We start from the raw sequence: 14,962 nt of genomic DNA, 5'->3' as shown, positions 1-14,962 counted from the left end.
GGGCTTTTTTCACCATGACTGTGATTGCGCTCAACGACGTGTGGAACGCCTGCTTTGAGTGCATGGTGATCGTCGATGAGGAAGGCAGCGTGCTGGACCTCAACCGTTCGGCCATGCGCTTGTTTTCGCTCGGCCCCGGGGATTTCGCCGGTGTCTCCCTCTGCGAATTGCTGGGTGACAGGTCATTTGGCCGGTATCTCAAGGCGGACAAGGAAACGACCGGCATCTCCGTCTGCATCGGCACCCAGGAGTTGATTGCCAACGTGGTCCCGCTCTATCGCGACCTGGAGCAGACGCGATATGTGATCATCCTTAAGAACATGACTCAGCAGCAGCAGTTGAAATACCAGCTGCAAGCCATGAACGAAGTCAAGCTCCTGTACGACGCCGTGCTGGACGAACTGGAGGAAGGGGTCTTTGTGGTCAACACGGAGGGGCGGGTCCTCTTTTACAACCGGAAGATGGGGGAGATCGACCTTCGCGAGCCGGCGTCAGTCAGGGGCAGGCGCATGTTTGACGTGTGGCCCGCGCTCGACGAGCAGTCCAACCCGCTATTGGTGGCGATGAAACTGTCCAAAACGCTGCACCATCGGGAGACGCACTTTACCCCGAACGGCCGGGCAGTGACCACGCTCTCCCGCACCACTCCCCTGTTTGTGGGCGAGCAGAAACGGGGCGCGATTCAGGTCTTGCGGGACATCACGGAGCAAAAGCAGCTGGCCGAATCCATCCAACAGCTCCGCAAGGCGGACGAGACGAAGCCCGCCTCCCCCCGGCCGCTCCCCAGGCAGAACCAGACGCGTTTCCGTTTCACGGACATCGTCTACGTCAGCCGCGAGATGGGACACATTGTAGAACAGGCGAGACGGGCGGCACGCTCTTCTTCCTCCGTGCTGATCATCGGCGAGACGGGCACGGGAAAGGAGTTATTTGCACAGAGCATTCACAACGAAAGTCCGCGGCGATCGGCACCGTTTATCGCGCAAAACTGCGCGGCCCTGCCGGAAGGTTTGCTGGAAGGTCTGCTCTTTGGGACCGCTCCGGGCAGTTTTACGGGGGCGGTGGACAGGCCGGGCCTGTTTGAGCAGGCCAACGGCGGCACGCTGCTGCTGGACGAACTGAATGCGATGAGCCCCAATCTGCAGGCAAAGCTTTTGCGCGTCTTGCAGGAGAAAAAATGTCAAAGGCTGGGATCGGCCAAGGTCGTGGACGTGGATGTGCGGATTATCGCCACGATCAATGAAGATCCGCTGGAGGCCATCCGGCATGGGCGGCTTCGTGAAGATTTGTTTTACCGTCTGAGCGTGGTCAACCTGTACATCCCGCCGCTGCGCAAGCGAAGGGAGGACATTCCGGCCCTGATCGACGCGTTTCTGGCCAAGCATGGCAGAGCGCTTGACGTGAAGGTGACCGGCATCGATCCGGACGTTTACAGCCACCTGCTGGCGTTCGCCTGGCCGGGCAATGTCCGCCAGTTGGAGCACGTGATCGAGGGCTGCCTCAATCTCATGTACGACGACGGCCCGATCCGGTTCGAACACCTGCCGTACGCGTTTCGCGAGATGATCATCCGGCAGCTCCCTGACGCTTTTCCGGATGCGCCGCAGGCAGTTACCGCGCCGATTCGCCTCTCCGGCAGTCTGGAGCAACAAGTCGCTCGGCTGGAGCAGGAGCTGATCCGCCAGGCCCTGCGCGAAACCAACGGAAACATCACCAAGGCGGGGGAGCGGCTGGGAATTTCCCGCCAACATCTCAACTACAAGCTAAAAAAGTACGGCATGACCAAAAAGCAAGCCTAACAAAAAAACCCGTTTTCCCTCATGGGGAGAACGGGTTTTCTCACGAATCAGCGGGCGATCTACTTCGCTCCCAGTTTGATCAACGCCCGGGCAGCCGCCTGCTGTTCCGCCTCTTTTTTGGATCGCCCGCTGCCCATGCCGAGCGGACGGTTGTTCAGGAGCACTTCGGACACAAACTCCCGGTTGTGCGCCGGCCCCTTTTCCTCCACGATGCGGTACTGAATTTCCCCCAGGTTATCCTGCTGGACGAACTCCTGAAGCTGACTCTTGAAGTCGGTGACCTGGGCAAACTCGCCCTTGTCCACTCGCGGATAGACGTACTTTTCCATGAAGTGAAAGACTGCGTCCAGTCCCTGATCAAGGTAAAGCGCGCCAATAAACGCCTCAAACACGTCCGCCAGTAGCGCGGGCCGCTGCCGGCCGCCTGTCAGTTCTTCCCCTTTTCCCAGCAGAACGAGATCGCCAAAGTTTAGCAGTTCGGCAAATTTGACCAATGACGGCTCGCAGACAATCGCTGCCCGCAGTTTCGTCATTTCTCCTTCGCTCATTTTGGGGAAGGTCTTGTAGAGAAATTGCGAAACGGTCAGTTCCAGGACGGCATCGCCGAGAAACTCCAGCCGCTCGTTGTCCTGGATGCGCTTGCCGCGCTGCTCATTGACATAGGAAGAATGGGTGAAGGCTTGCCGCAATACGTTCTCGTCGCGAAATCGAATACCGATGGTTTCTTGCAGCTCCGAGAAGTTCATGACGCTCACCACCATTCTTGAAGACTTCCTGCGCTTCTTTCCGGCAGGAACCATTTATGCCTCAAACCGCTTCAAGACGATCGTGGCATTGTGACCGCCAAACCCAAACGAGTTGGACATGGCTACCTTCACGTCCGCCTTGCGCGCTTGATTGGGTACGTAGTCGAGGTCGCACTCAGGATCGGGGTTCTCCAGGTTGATCGTCGGCGGGAGAATCTGATCGCGCAGCGCCAACGCCGACGCAATCGCTTCCACACCTCCGGTCGCCCCGAGCATGTGACCGGTCATCGACTTGGTCGAGCTGACCGCCAGCTTGTAGGCATGGTCGCCAAACACGCTCTTGATCGCCTGCGTTTCGGAAATGTCACCTTGATCCGTAGAGGTGCCGTGTGCATTAATATAATCCACATCCGTCGGTTCAATACCGGCGTCACGCAGCGCGTTTCTCATGCAGCGGGCCTGCCCCTCCGGTGACGGGGCGGTGATGTGGTAGGCGTCCGCACTCATGCCGTAGCCGATCACTTCCGCCAAAATGGTTGCTCCCCGCTTTTTCGCGTGCTCCAGCTCTTCGAGAATGAGCACGCCCGCTCCTTCGCCCATGACGAACCCGTCGCGGTCGATGTCAAACGGACGGCTCGCCTTTTCCGGCTCGTCGTTGCGGGTGGACATCGCTTTGGCGGAACAGAAACCGGCAAACGCCATCGGCCGGATCGTCGCTTCCGCACCGCCGGTGATCATCGCGTCGGCGTGACCGTGCTGGATCAGCCGGAAGGCATCTCCGATTGCGTTCGTCCCCGTCGCGCACGCGGTAATTGCGCTGGACGTCGGCCCTTTTGCTCCGTACTGGATGGAGACGGCTCCGGATGCCATGTTGGCGATCATCATCGGGATAAAAAACGGGCTGACACGGCGCGGTCCCTTTTCCAACAGCACCAGGTGCTGCTCTTCCCAGGTAGTCAGACCGCCGATACCTGATCCGATGTATACACCCACGCGTTCCGCATTCTCAGCCGTAATCTCCAACTTGGCGTCTTCCATCGCCATTTTGGTGGCAGCCAACGCAAACTGAACGAATCGGTCTGTACGTCGGATTTCCCTCTTGTCCAGGTACGCCTCGGGATTGAAATCCTTTACTTCCCCCGCAATCTGCGTAGGGTAGTCGGAGGCGTCAAATGCCGTGATGCGCCCGATTCCCGATTTTCCTTCCAGCAAGCTGTTCCAGAAGGTCTTCGCGTCATTACCCACGGGGGAGATGACGCCGACACCGGTAATCACCACTCGTCGTTTCATTACGATCACCTCTATGTGTAAGTCAGCTCTCCGCTTCCTTGTTCTTCGCCTGGTTACGGTTGGAAAGCTCTGCGGCAAAATCGAGCCGGGTGTGTGAAGGGAGAAGTCCCGCGTGACACGGGACTTCCACTGAACAGACTACTTGTGAGATTCTATGTAAGCTACAACCTCACCAACAGTAGTGATTTTTTCAGCGTCTTCGTCAGAGATTTCCATATCGAACTCGTCTTCCAGTTCCATTACGAGTTCCACTACATCCAGGGAGTCGGCACCCAAGTCATCTTTGAAAGAAGCTTCCAAAGTCACCTTGGATTCCTCTACACCCAGACGATCGACGATGATTTTCTTCACACGTTCCAACGTGTCTGCCATTTTGCTTCACCCCCTCTCCCCGTATTATAGTGGATGAGCCTGCAAAACACCAGTTGAGTCAGGCTCTTGCTGCTTATACGCGTGCGCCTTACATGTACATGCCGCCGTCGACGTGCAGGGTTTGGCCGGTCATGTAGTTGGCCGCGTCCGAGGCGAGGAACAGAACCACCCCGGCGATGTCGTCCGCCTGGCCGAGTCGGCCCAACGGAATCTGGCCCAGCATGGACGCCTTGACGTCCTCGGGCAGGTTCGCAGTCATGTCCGTGTCGATAAAACCGGGGGCGACCGCGTTTACGGTAATGCCGCGGGATGCCAGCTCACGCGCGGCCGTCTTCGTCAATCCGATTACGCCGGCCTTGGCTGCCACGTAGTTGGCTTGGCCGGGATTGCCCAGCACGCCGACGACAGAAGTGATATTGATTATCTTGCCGGAACGCTGTTTCATCATGGGACGGGTGGCCGCTTTCAGGCAGTTGAAGACGCCTTTCAGGTTGGTGGAGATCACCTCGTCCCACTCTTCCTCTTTCATCCGCATCAGCAGATTGTCGCGCGTGATGCCAGCGTTGTTGACGAGAATGTCAATCGTACCGAAGCGCTCCAGCGCCTCTTTGAACATCTCGTTTACTTCTTCGGCATTGGCCACGTTGGCACGAATCATGATCGCCTCGCGCCCCAGTTCCTTTACCTTGGCCACTGTTTCCGCAGCCGCCGCCTCACTGCCGGCGTAGTTGACCACGACGTTGGCTCCCGCTTCCGCCAGCCGCAGTGCAATCGCGCGGCCGATTCCGCGGGAAGCGCCGGTGACCAGCGCGGTTTTGCCTGCTAGCATAATACCCCTCCGTTCAACAGTTCATGTAACGATTCCATATCCTGAACGGAAACGATCGTCGTCCCCGTCGGCGCAATCTTTTTGATCAGGCCAGCCAGCACTTTGCCCGGGCCGATCTCCACAAAGGTGGTAACGCCCTGTTCCGCCATCCAGCGGACGGAATCCTCCCACAGTACCGGAGCGGCCACCTGCTTCACGAGGTTGTCGACAATTGCCGCCGCTGCCGTCTCCGGACGGGCCGATACATTTGCCACCACCGGCACCCGAGCGTCTTTCACGTCAATGTTGGCCAGCACGCCCTTAAGCCGCTCCGCCGCTGGCTGCATCAGACTGGAGTGGAACGGGCCGCTGACGTTGAGCGGCAGAACGCGTTTGGCGCCGGCCGCTTTCGCCTGCTCACCGGCCAGCCGCACACCCTCCGCCGTACCGGAGATCACGATCTGTCCGGGGCCGTTCATATTGGCGGGCTGGACGGGGTGACCTGATGCAGTCACCGTTTCGCAGACGTCCTGCAGGGCCTGCCGGTCCATGCCGAGCACGGCTGCCATCGCTCCCTGACCGGCTGGCACAGCCTCCTCCATGAATTGACCGCGGGCGCGGACCACTTTCACTGCGTCGGCGAATGCCATCGACTCGGCGGCCACCAGCGCCGAATACTCGCCCAGGCTGTGTCCGGCCACGTAATCGGGCGCCACGTCCGGTCGTTGCTCGCGAAGCGCGGCCAGAACCGCGACGCTGGTCGTCAGGATTGCCGGCTGCGTGTTGACCGTCAGCCGCAGCTCTTCTTCCGGTCCTTCAAAGCAGAGCGACGACAGCGAAAAGCCGAGCGCTTCGTCTGCACGTTCAAACACTTCGCGGGCAGCTGCGGACTGTTCGGCAAGCGACCGACCCATTCCGACGAACTGGGACCCCTGTCCCGGGAAGACAAAAGCCACTTTGCTCATTGCACGATTTCCTCCTTTAAGCCGGTGTGGTGGACCACTTCAACAGGGCTGCACCCCATGTCAGTCCTCCGCCGAAGCCGACGAGGACGACGTTGTCGCCTTCTTTCAGGCGCCCCTCTGCCACCGCTTCGTCCAGCGCGACGGGAATGGACGCGGACGACATGTTGCCGTAGCGGTCCAGGTTGATCGCCACTTTGTCCTCCGACAAGCCGAAGCGCTGGATGGCTGCGTCGATAATCCGTTTGTTGGCCTGGTGGGGAACCAGCAGGTCGATCGCTTCTTTCGGTGTCCCCGACTTCTCCAGCACCGCTTCCGTCGCCGAATTCATGACGCGGACGGCGAATTTGAACACTTCACTGCCGGTCATCGAGATGTAGTGCAGGTTTTTTTCCACCGATTCGCTGGAGGCCGGAATCCGCGACCCGCCCGCAGGCATACACAGGAGCGGTCCGCCGGAACCGTCAGCGCCCAGCTCAAACGCCTGGAATCCGAAGCCCTCGCCCACCGGTCCGAGCAGGGCCGCACCGGCACCGTCGCCAAACAGAACGCAGGTGTTGCGGTCCTTGTAGTTTGTGATTTTGGACAGGGTTTCCACCCCGACGACGAGCACGTAGCGGTACAGTCCGTTGGCAATGAACTGGCTGCCCGTGGCGATCCCGTAAAGGAACCCGGTGCAGGCCGCCGAAACGTCCAGCGCGGCTGCGCGGGAAGCGCCCAGTTTCTCCTGCAGGATGCAGGCCGTCGACGGGAACATCATGTCGGGTGTAACGGTGGCTACGATGATCATGTCCAGCTCTTCCGGACTGATCCCAGCTTTCGCCAGCGCATTTTTGGCTGCTTCGTACGCCAGATCGGAGGACGCCTGATCCGGTGCGCTGATGCGGCGCTCGCGAATCCCGGTGCGAGTGACGATCCACTCATCAGACGTTTCCACCATTTTTTCCAGATCAAAATTGGTCAACACTCTCTCCGGCGTGTAGGAACCTGTCGCCAAAATCCCTACGGGGCGCAATTCCTTCATTGGTTTCACTCGCTTTCTCCCGATTGGTTTTTCTGTAGTGCGTCCTGGATAAAACCGTTCACATCCTCAGCAACAAAACGGACAGCACTGGCTATCGCGTTTTTGATCGCACGCTCGTCAGACGATCCGTGCGCCTTGATCACAGGCCGGCGCAGTCCCAGCAGCGGAGCGCCGCCGTATTCGGCGTAATCCATCCGCTGCTTGAAGCGGACCAGGCTCGGTTTCAACATGGCCGCACCTACTTTATTAATCAGGCTGGAAGTAAATTCCTGCTTGAGCAAGGAAAAGATGGTAGAAGCGGTGCCTTCCATCGCTTTCAACAGCACATTGCCGACAAAGCCGTCGCAAACCAACACATCGCATGCTCCCTGCATCACGTCGCGCGCCTCCACGTTGCCGACGAAGTGCAGGTCGGTCCGCGCCAGCAGCGGAAAGACGGCCTTGGTCAGTTCGTTTCCTTTGCCCTCTTCTGTTCCGACGTTCAAGAGACCGACCGTCGGACGTTCGAAGCCGAGCACTTTTTCCGCGTACAGGCTGCCCATCACGGCGTACTGGAAGAGATGATGGGGCTTGGCGTCCATGTTGGCTCCCACGTCAAGCGTCAGCGTTGCCCTCCCCTTGATATTGGGGATGAATGCCGCCAGCGCCGGCCGCTCGATTCCTTCCATACGTCCGGCGTACAACAGGCCGGCCGTCATCAACGCTCCCGTATTGCCCGCCGAAATGGCAGCGTCCACTTTTCCTTCCCGGGCCAGTTCGACGGCCACCACGAGCGACGCCCCTTTTTTGCGCCGGACAGCCCGTACTGGTTCGTCGTCAGGTTCAATGACTTCCGACGCCGGGTGGATTTCCAATCCTGCAGGAAGCTCTCCCGGAAGTTCGCGCCGGATCGCCTGCTCGTCGCCGACCAGCACGATCTCAAGTGACGAATTCTCCCTGACCGCCTGCAAAGCGCCCAGCACCGTGCTGCGCGGCGCGTTGTCGCCTCCCATCGCATCCAATGCAATTCGCAACCGTGACTCCTCCTTAATGCTCTCATCCATTTCGCTTTGCGACATCGGACATGCCGACGACGCGGAACGTAGCGGTAAAGACCAGTTCTCCCTGCACCTTGGTCTCCACCCGCACTTTGCATTCGTCCCCGTTTCGGCTGCGCACAACGGCCTTAGCCACCAGCTTTTCCCCCAGCCGTACCGGACGGATAAAGCGGATGCGGGCAGAAGCGGTCAGCGCCACGTCGGCGTCGATGACCGCCACCGCCAGCGAGTTGGCCTGGGCGAATATGTAGTGTCCACGGGCGATTTGCGTCCGTGCAAAAACGTGTTCTTCTTTGATTTCCAACACGGAGATGGCCTGAACGTCGAGCTGCAAGTCGACAATCTCCCCGATCACTTCGTCAATCCCCAGTGATTTGACCGGGTCCAGGCTTCTTTCCGCCACCGACTTGATTCGCTCCCGCAGTTCCGGGATGCCCAGCTCCAAACGGTCCAACCGTATTGTTTGTATGCTGACTTGAAACAACTCTGCCAGATCCTCGTCAGTGGCGAAGGGATTTTCCTGAAGCGTCTGCACCAAACGAGTCTGGCGGTCTTTTTTTGGCAAGCGGGCGATGGGTAACACCCCCTCGGCATCCGTATTCAATCGCATAACTTGCGAGTAGTTTTTAATACCAGGTCCTAATCAAGTATAAGGGAGAAGCGGCGGAATGACAAGCAAAGATCGCCGCAGTCGGCTAAATCGGGACAGATGTCCCCCGACCACCGATGTGCATGATGAGCGATTCGACGCTCGGCTCTCTCATGCGGATGGAAAGCAGCGCTTCCCTCCTGGACACTTCGTCATGAAAAAAGCAAGGTGATTTCTCACCCTGCCTTTTCTTACTTCGCTACTTTTACACCTTTATAGTGTCCGCAGCTCGGGCAAACGCGATGCGCAAGCTTGTATTCGCCACAGTTATCGCATTTGATCATGCCAGGAATCTCTAATTTGAAGTGCGTACGACGCATTCTTTTACGGGTTTTGGAAGTTCTCCGAAAAGGTACTGCCATCTTCCTTACACCTCCTTCAATTGGCACATGCTAAGAAGCTCTATTAGGTGGATGGTACAGGCGCGAACGCTTCCGCCATCCTTCAAAAATGAGACGCTCGATCGAGGGATCGGCAATCCCATCTTGAAAACACACGCAATTACTTGCTGTCCTTGAAGAAATCAGCCAGTCCGGCCAACCGCGGATCGATCCGCTCATGTTTGCACTCGCACGCCTGCTCGTTCCGGTTTACTCCGCACTCGGGACACAATCCTTTGCATTCCTCCTCGCAGAGGGGAAAAGCAGGGATGGCGAGCAGGAAATCTTCCTGCAGCAGCGGCTTCAACTCGATCTCGTCGCCTTCCAGCGGCAAAATGTCGCTGTCTTGGTCTTCATCCTCCGCTGATTCAGCGGGGGCGAAGGTTTCCGCAAAAGGCACGGCCGTGTGCCGGGTAAAAGGCTTCAGGCATCGCGCGCAGACAAAGTCAACGTCTGACTTCATCTCGCCTTTCACGTAATAGAGATTGCCCAGTTTGGCTGCCTCGCCGCTCACTTCGACAGGGGTGAGCCCGCGAATCTCCTGATGGCGGCGCTTCAGTTCGTCAGCGTCCAACGTCAGCCGAAACGGCAGCGGCTCGCCTTTTAGATGGTCCAAATCGCTTACTTTGATGTTCACACCTTTTCACCTCAAGCACAACAAGGATGATTATAGCCTTTGCCCTTTGCTTTGTCAACCATTTTTCCTTGACAGCTCATTCGCTATACGAGCCCTTTGGTTTTTGCGCCTTGAGGAAAGCCAGCGCGTCGTCCACGGTTTTGACCGGGACCACCCGCATCCGGGATCCGATCCGCTTGGCCGTCTCCAGCGCCTCCTGGTAATTGGACACCGGCCCCTCGGCATCGTCCGGCGCCAGGAAGATGTCAGCGCCCGCCTCGTCCGCAGCCACGACCTTGTGGTTGATGCCGCCGATGCGGCCAACTGAACCGTCCGGCGAGATTGTACCCGTCCCGGCAACCTTGTATCCCCGCGTCAAGTCAATCTCCTGGTTTAACTGGTCGTAAATCTCCAGCGTCATCATCAGCCCCGCCGACGGACCGCCAATGCCTTGGCTAGAGATGCTGACCTGCTTGGGGACGATGATTTCCTGCTTGTTGTCGGGACGGATGCCAAGTCCGGGCGTTTTGGAATCCGGCAGCGGTGCCAGGGTCAACGTGCGCTTTTCCTCCCTGCCGTCACGGATCAGCGTCACTTCCACCTGATCGCCCTGCTTTTTGGTCGACAGGTATTGGAGCAGATCCTTGGCTTCGCGCGTCGGTCGGCCGTCCACCGCCACGATCACGTCACCGATCTGCAGCACGTTTTTTGCCGGCATGCCCTCGATCGTGCCCATCACCCACACGCCCTGGTTCTCGATCTTTACGTCGTATCCGGCCAGGCGGAACGCAACAGCTTCCGCGATTTTCTGGGAATTGTCCATCACGGCCAATTCCCGTCTCGTAAAATCTTCGTTGCTCTCGCCGCTGCCCACGACCAGTTCCTTTTTCATCAGTTCCGCATTGGGAGACAGCTGGGCGTAGAGATACCAGGCGAGATTGGCTTCCCCCATCCTGACCGTCGTCAACATGAACGCCCCTGATTCGTCCTTTTTCCCACCCTCGACGTCAATCATCGGGGCCAGTTCAATGGCGGAACCGGGCCGCGTCACATAGTACGGCGTCGGCACGAAAAACACCGTGCCCAACAGGACGACGGCCAACACAAACAGCCAGGGTATGGAATGGGACCCCCGGCCCGACCGGTTGCGTGTAATCAGCCTCTCCTCACTCATTGTTTTGCCTCCCAGTCGGCGATCAATTCCTTGATCCGTTCCACAGAGTCCAGTCCGGCGCGTTCGCCGAGGGCGATAATCTCCTCCACGCCGGTGTACGCGATACTGCTATAATGTCCAACATCGGGACGGATTACGAGATCGGCAGCCAAAATCTGATGCCGCAAAATCTCCCGCTCCATGACGTCGATCGTCTGGGCGATCACGTCAAAAATCGTCGTCACCTTCATCGGCGTGTCAAACTGGGCGACATCGACAGCGATGACGAGATCGGCACCCATGTCGCGAATGACCGTGATCGGCACCCGATCGATGACCCCGCCGTCCACCAGCAGGCGGTCTCCCACCCGTTCGGGCACAAAAATGCCCGGGATGGAAATGCTCGCCCGCACAGCCTGATCCACCGGCCCCTCCCGAAAGACGACACGTTCCCCGGTCTCGATGTCGGTCGCGACCACAGCCAACTCCTTGGACAGTTCCTCGATACGTTTGCCATGGGTCAGCAGGCGGATCAACTGCTTGATCTTTTCCCCCGCGACAAACCCCATGCCGGGAACGGTTAGATCCAGCCAATGTTTTCGCTTCAGATTCAACGCCAGTTTTTCCATCATGTGCGGCTCGATGCCGTTAGCGTACACGGCGGCGATCAAGCTGCCCATGCTGCTGCCGGCCAGCATGTCAACTTTAATGCCGTGTGCCTCCAGTGCCTTCAACACACCGATGTGGGCCAATCCGCGTGCTCCTCCCGAGCCGAGCGCCAGTCCCACTTTCGGTTTTCTCGTAGTTCCCATGCGCCTCTCCCCCTCTCACAAACGTATGCAGGGTACCGCCAATCCTTTCGGACAAAGCAGACGGGCGGAGCATAGTTTTTGATTCGGTCACGTAGACATGTACTATCTCGGCCGGTCGCCGGACCTGCCTCGCTGCCCATGAGCACTGCGGCACGGCCAGGCCGGATGCACGACCTGCCGGGTTTCCCTTTGCTCATTCGCTGGTACAGGAGGTAGCTATGTCACGCCGCTCTCCGATTCTTACACTGCTGCTCGCCTTGTCGGCCATTGCCCTCGTCGTCATTTTGGTGTCGCACCCGCAGATGTCGTTTGAGGCGGCGCTCCGCGGTTTGAAAATCTGGTGGGAGGTGGTGTTTCCCTCCACCCTGCCGTTTATCGTTCTTTCCGAAATTTTGATGGGCGTCGGGGTCGTCCACTTCGCCGGCGTGCTTTTGGAACCGTTGATGCGCCCGCTCTTCAACGTACCGGGGACGGGCGGCTTCGTCCTGACGATGGGCTTTGCCTCCGGCTATCCCGTCGCGGCCAAGCTGACGACCCGCTTGCGTGAACAGGGCAGCGTGACCCAGGCGGAAGGGGAACGGCTCGTGTCGTTTACCACGACAGGGGACCCGCTTTTCGTCATCGGCGCGGTCGCCATCGGCTTCTTTCACAGTGAGCAGGTCGGGGTCGTCCTCGCGTTCAGCCATTACGTCTCAGCCGTCCTGATCGGGCTCTTGTACCGCTTTTACTCCCCGTACGCTCCCATGAGCAGGGCGCTGGAAAAGAACCAGCTCCCTCTCCCGCTCCGGGCGCTGCAGGCGATGCATCGGGCGCGGCTGCGCGACCGCCGGCCGTTTGGGCGGCTGATGGGGGAAGCAGTCCAGTCTGCCCTGCACACGCTGCTGATGATCGGCGGCTTCATTATCGTCTTTTCCGTCCTGATTCAGCTGTTTTCCGCCATCAATCTGACCCGGTTTTTGAGCAGCCTGCTGGCGGTGCTGCTCGGTCCAATCGGTCTGCCGCCCGCCCTCTCCAACGGGATCATTGCCGGGCTGTTCGAGGTCACGCTTGGCGCACAGGCCGCAAGTGAAGTCCCCCCATCCGTCCCGCTGATCTGGCAGGCGGTCATCGCCAGCGCGGTCATCTCCTGGGGCGGCTTGAGCGTGCATGCCCAGGTGGCCAGCATCCTCAGCCAGACGGATCTCAGGGTGGCGCCGTACCTGCTCGCCCGCGCCATTCACGCGATCCTTTCGGCTGTGCTTACCTATTTGGCGTGGGAACCGCTCACCGCATCTTCCTGGTTCAAGGGAAGCAGCATCCCGGTCTTTCTGCCGTCTACGTCCGGGATTCCGGTCATGGACTGGTGGGATACGCTGCTGCACTCCGGACTGCTCGCGGCCGTGATTCTCGCTGCATTGGCCCTGCTCAGTCTGCTCGTGCGTCTTGCCAACAGGCACCAGATACACTGATCGCTCAGGGTTGTGCAGCAAATTTGGCGCGCAGCGCACGCTCCACAACCGGCGGCACCAGGTCGCTCACGTCGGCGCTGTATCGGGCCAGTTCCTTGACGATGCTGGAACTGAGAAACGAATACTGATGGCTCGTCATCATGAACAGCGTCTCAACATGGTCATCCAGCTTTTTGTTGATGGAAGCCATCTGCATCTCGTACTCAAAATCGCTGACGGCCCGCAGTCCGCGGATCACCGCCCGTGCCTGACGCTGGCGAACGTAATCGATCAACAGGCCGTTGAAGGACTCCACTTCGACGTTGTCCAATCCGGCTGTCGCCTCGCGCAGCAGTTCGATGCGTTCTTCCACACTGAACAAGGACTGTTTCTTGGCATTGATCAACACCGCTACGATCACCTTGTCAAAAATGTTGGCGCCGCGGGTGATGATGTCGAGGTGTCCATTCGTCACAGGGTCAAAACTGCCTGGGCATACTGCGATGTTCATGAGATGGATGCATCTCCTTCCGACGCCGTTTGCTCGGCTTGATCGTCTTTTTCCAATTCGTGGGCATAGAGCGTCACCGTCGTCTCCCCATAGGTGGCGACGCGCTCCACTGCACAGCGGCCAATCGTTTCCGGCAGGCGGATGTCGCTGTCGTGTTCCGCCACGATCCACGCCCCGTCAGCGAGCAAACCCAGTTCCTGCATGACACGGATGTCCGCGACGATGTTTTGCTGGGCATATGGCGGATCGAGAAAGACCAGGTCAAACGCGACCCCACGTCTCCCCAGTGCCTTCAGCGCCCGAGACGCATCCGTGCGGTACAGCTCGGAACGGTCTTCCAGCCGGCAGGCAGCGATGTTTTGCTTGACGACCGCATGTGCTTTCGCGTCCCGTTCCACAAAAATGGCCCGTTCCGCTCCCCTGCTGAGCGCTTCGATCCCCAGCCCGCCGGTTCCGGCGTAGAGATCGAGCGCCCAGCCGCCGGAAAAGTACGGGCCGATCATATTGAAAATGGATTCCTTCACCTTGTCCGTCGTGGGCCGCGTGCTTTTGCCGGGGACGGCCAACAGCCTGCGTCCCTTGTGTTCACCTGCGATGACTCGCATAATGCCTCACCTTTGTATGTATGGAGAATGAGAATGATTTCATACTAACACAACCGGTCTGCTGCGTAAAATTGTGCCGTGGAAAAAAATTGCGCCGTGCATGTATAAGAGATGGAAGTTCTGGCAAAGAATATGGATAGCGACGCAACGGTGTCGCTGACAACCGCGGAGAAGACTTACGTTTCCCCATAAGCTCTTCCTCCGGTTTCTCCTCTCCCATAATTGAAAGGCGGTTTACTTTGGCGCACTGCGTGTCTGATAGGAGCATGCCGTGGCCGATCTCCCTGAGGGAGAAGTTAAACCGCTGCCTCATCGCCAATGGCGGTGAGGTATTTTTTTGTGATCCGGGCGGCACACTATCCGTTAAAAAGGAGGCAGACTCCATGGCAGAAAAACAGCCGTCGAAACAAAAACAGGAAGCCGCTGCCGCCCAGTCCCTCGCCGACCGCACAGGCATCGGCAAGGAAGAGGCGCGCCGCATGCAGTCTGAAGCCGACAAGTCCGAAGTGATCAAACACGGGCAGTAAATGAATGACGGAAAGCCAGCCGTACGTAAGAAACGGCTGGCTCAGATTGCAGACAAACTCCCTCGTTACCATTGGCAGTCGAGGGAGTTTTTGTCCTGTATGTATTCGAAAATGAAGCGAAAATGAAAGGCATTGTGCCTCCCTTTGCCTGCCTTCCATAGCCAATTGGCCAGTTTTTTTAAATTCATACAAGCAAAGACAAGCATCGCCTGCATTGTCACTTTTTTCAGTCCTCGCAAAGTGG

General features: G+C 58.5%; 17 protein-coding genes. 3 read left to right on the top strand and 14 right to left on the bottom strand.

The genetic code is table 11. From position 1 onward, the window contains the following. Positions 1 to 14: 14 nt before the first annotated feature. Positions 15 to 1,799 (top strand): sigma 54-interacting transcriptional regulator, encoded by a 1,785-nt coding sequence (locus ETC00_RS15295; protein WP_171566946.1) that lies wholly within the window; start codon positions 15 to 17, stop codon positions 1,797 to 1,799. A 59-nt stretch (positions 1,800 to 1,858) separates the two neighbouring features. Here ETC00_RS15295 and rnc read toward each other — a convergent pair whose 3' ends face one another. The 12 genes from rnc to ETC00_RS15235 all read right to left on the bottom strand — a co-directional run bounded on the left by rnc (position 1,859) and on the right by ETC00_RS15235 (position 11,648). Continuing rightward, complete coding sequence (gene rnc, locus ETC00_RS15290) at positions 1,859 to 2,545, bottom strand: ribonuclease III (RefSeq protein ID WP_305792675.1); 687 nt, start codon at positions 2,543 to 2,545, stop codon at positions 1,859 to 1,861. A 54-nt stretch (positions 2,546 to 2,599) separates the two neighbouring features. Then, positions 2,600 to 3,835, bottom strand: coding sequence for a beta-ketoacyl-ACP synthase II (fabF, locus tag ETC00_RS15285; protein ID WP_171566944.1), 1,236 nt, complete (start codon positions 3,833 to 3,835; stop codon positions 2,600 to 2,602). A 138-nt stretch (positions 3,836 to 3,973) separates the two neighbouring features. Next, complete coding sequence (locus ETC00_RS15280) at positions 3,974 to 4,207, bottom strand: acyl carrier protein (RefSeq protein WP_171566943.1); 234 nt, start codon at positions 4,205 to 4,207, stop codon at positions 3,974 to 3,976. 88 nt (positions 4,208 to 4,295) lie between these two features. Continuing rightward, the gene (fabG, locus tag ETC00_RS15275; protein WP_171566942.1) at positions 4,296 to 5,036 is read right to left on the bottom strand and encodes a 3-oxoacyl-[acyl-carrier-protein] reductase; all 741 of its coding nucleotides are present in this window, start codon (positions 5,034 to 5,036) and stop codon (positions 4,296 to 4,298) included. Further along, positions 5,030 to 5,980 (bottom strand): ACP S-malonyltransferase, encoded by a 951-nt coding sequence (gene fabD / locus ETC00_RS15270; RefSeq protein WP_171566941.1) that lies wholly within the window; start codon positions 5,978 to 5,980, stop codon positions 5,030 to 5,032. The genes fabG and fabD overlap by 7 nt, the downstream gene beginning before the upstream one ends. Positions 5,981 to 5,996: 16 nt before the next feature. Then, positions 5,997 to 7,001: a beta-ketoacyl-ACP synthase III gene (locus tag ETC00_RS15265; RefSeq protein ID WP_171567013.1), complete on the bottom strand. Its 1,005-nt coding sequence runs from the start codon at positions 6,999 to 7,001 to the stop codon at positions 5,997 to 5,999. A 5-nt stretch (positions 7,002 to 7,006) separates the two neighbouring features. Further along, positions 7,007 to 8,014 carry a phosphate acyltransferase PlsX gene (gene plsX, locus ETC00_RS15260; protein WP_171566940.1) on the bottom strand — a complete coding sequence of 336 codons (1,008 nt, stop codon included), beginning with the start codon at positions 8,012 to 8,014 and terminating at the stop codon, positions 7,007 to 7,009. A 22-nt stretch (positions 8,015 to 8,036) separates the two neighbouring features. Further along, positions 8,037 to 8,621: a transcription factor FapR gene (gene fapR / locus ETC00_RS15255; protein ID WP_171566939.1), complete on the bottom strand. Its 585-nt coding sequence runs from the start codon at positions 8,619 to 8,621 to the stop codon at positions 8,037 to 8,039. A gap of 257 nt (positions 8,622 to 8,878) precedes the next feature. Then, positions 8,879 to 9,049, bottom strand: coding sequence for a 50S ribosomal protein L32 (gene rpmF, locus ETC00_RS15250; RefSeq protein WP_171566938.1), 171 nt, complete (start codon positions 9,047 to 9,049; stop codon positions 8,879 to 8,881). A gap of 139 nt (positions 9,050 to 9,188) precedes the next feature. Next, positions 9,189 to 9,704 (bottom strand): YceD family protein, encoded by a 516-nt coding sequence (locus tag ETC00_RS15245; protein ID WP_171566937.1) that lies wholly within the window; start codon positions 9,702 to 9,704, stop codon positions 9,189 to 9,191. Positions 9,705 to 9,780: 76 nt separating this feature from the next. Then, positions 9,781 to 10,857 carry a SepM family pheromone-processing serine protease gene (locus ETC00_RS15240; RefSeq protein ID WP_171566936.1) on the bottom strand — a complete coding sequence of 359 codons (1,077 nt, stop codon included), beginning with the start codon at positions 10,855 to 10,857 and terminating at the stop codon, positions 9,781 to 9,783. After that, a complete protein-coding gene (locus ETC00_RS15235) occupies positions 10,854 to 11,648 on the bottom strand; it encodes a patatin-like phospholipase family protein (RefSeq protein ID WP_171566935.1) in 795 nt (264 codons plus the stop codon). Before ETC00_RS15235 ends, ETC00_RS15240 begins: the two co-directional genes overlap by 4 nt. A gap of 218 nt (positions 11,649 to 11,866) precedes the next feature. On the opposite strand from ETC00_RS15235, the gene ylbJ reads away from it, so the two are divergent. Continuing rightward, positions 11,867 to 13,096 carry a sporulation integral membrane protein YlbJ gene (ylbJ, locus tag ETC00_RS15230; RefSeq protein WP_171566934.1) on the top strand — a complete coding sequence of 410 codons (1,230 nt, stop codon included), beginning with the start codon at positions 11,867 to 11,869 and terminating at the stop codon, positions 13,094 to 13,096. Between the two features lie 4 nt (positions 13,097 to 13,100). Here ylbJ and coaD read toward each other — a convergent pair whose 3' ends face one another. Then, entirely contained in the window at positions 13,101 to 13,586 is a 486-nt protein-coding gene (coaD, locus tag ETC00_RS15225) for a pantetheine-phosphate adenylyltransferase (protein ID WP_171566933.1), read from the bottom strand. Beyond that, positions 13,583 to 14,191 carry a 16S rRNA (guanine(966)-N(2))-methyltransferase RsmD gene (rsmD, locus tag ETC00_RS15220; protein ID WP_171566932.1) on the bottom strand — a complete coding sequence of 203 codons (609 nt, stop codon included), beginning with the start codon at positions 14,189 to 14,191 and terminating at the stop codon, positions 13,583 to 13,585. The genes coaD and rsmD overlap by 4 nt, the downstream gene beginning before the upstream one ends. A gap of 383 nt (positions 14,192 to 14,574) precedes the next feature. On the opposite strand from rsmD, the gene ETC00_RS15215 reads away from it, so the two are divergent. Beyond that, positions 14,575 to 14,718, top strand: coding sequence for a hypothetical protein (locus ETC00_RS15215; protein WP_171566931.1), 144 nt, complete (start codon positions 14,575 to 14,577; stop codon positions 14,716 to 14,718). The last annotated feature ends 244 nt before the right edge of the window (positions 14,719 to 14,962 follow it).

Origin of the sequence: Brevibacillus sp. MCWH, from assembly GCF_013096935.1 — a bacterium.
Classification (GTDB): Bacteria; Bacillota; Bacilli; order Brevibacillales; family Brevibacillaceae; genus Brevibacillus; species Brevibacillus aydinogluensis.
This window is presented reverse-complemented; position numbering and strand designations above follow the sequence as displayed.

Excerpts from the sequence above, each read along its gene's own strand:
- ETC00_RS15295 (WP_171566946.1), top strand. The coding sequence starts at position 15 with ATGACTGTGATTGCGCTCAACGACGTGTGGAACGCCTGCTTTGAGTGC.
- rnc (WP_305792675.1), bottom strand. The coding sequence starts at position 2,545 with ATGAACTTCTCGGAGCTGCAAGAAACCATCGGTATTCGATTTCGCGAC.
- fabF (WP_171566944.1), bottom strand. The coding sequence starts at position 3,835 with ATGAAACGACGAGTGGTGATTACCGGTGTCGGCGTCATCTCCCCCGTG.
- ETC00_RS15280 (WP_171566943.1), bottom strand. The coding sequence starts at position 4,207 with ATGGCAGACACGTTGGAACGTGTGAAGAAAATCATCGTCGATCGTCTG.
- fabG (WP_171566942.1), bottom strand. The coding sequence starts at position 5,036 with ATGCTAGCAGGCAAAACCGCGCTGGTCACCGGCGCTTCCCGCGGAATC.
- fabD (WP_171566941.1), bottom strand. The coding sequence starts at position 5,980 with ATGAGCAAAGTGGCTTTTGTCTTCCCGGGACAGGGGTCCCAGTTCGTC.
- ETC00_RS15265 (WP_171567013.1), bottom strand. The coding sequence starts at position 7,001 with ATGAAGGAATTGCGCCCCGTAGGGATTTTGGCGACAGGTTCCTACACG.
- rpmF (WP_171566938.1), bottom strand. The coding sequence starts at position 9,049 with ATGGCAGTACCTTTTCGGAGAACTTCCAAAACCCGTAAAAGAATGCGT.
- ETC00_RS15240 (WP_171566936.1), bottom strand. The coding sequence starts at position 10,857 with ATGAGTGAGGAGAGGCTGATTACACGCAACCGGTCGGGCCGGGGGTCC.
- ETC00_RS15235 (WP_171566935.1), bottom strand. The coding sequence starts at position 11,648 with ATGGGAACTACGAGAAAACCGAAAGTGGGACTGGCGCTCGGCTCGGGA.
- ylbJ (WP_171566934.1), top strand. The coding sequence starts at position 11,867 with ATGTCACGCCGCTCTCCGATTCTTACACTGCTGCTCGCCTTGTCGGCC.
- coaD (WP_171566933.1), bottom strand. The coding sequence starts at position 13,586 with ATGAACATCGCAGTATGCCCAGGCAGTTTTGACCCTGTGACGAATGGA.
- rsmD (WP_171566932.1), bottom strand. The coding sequence starts at position 14,191 with ATGCGAGTCATCGCAGGTGAACACAAGGGACGCAGGCTGTTGGCCGTC.
- ETC00_RS15215 (WP_171566931.1), top strand. The coding sequence starts at position 14,575 with ATGGCAGAAAAACAGCCGTCGAAACAAAAACAGGAAGCCGCTGCCGCC.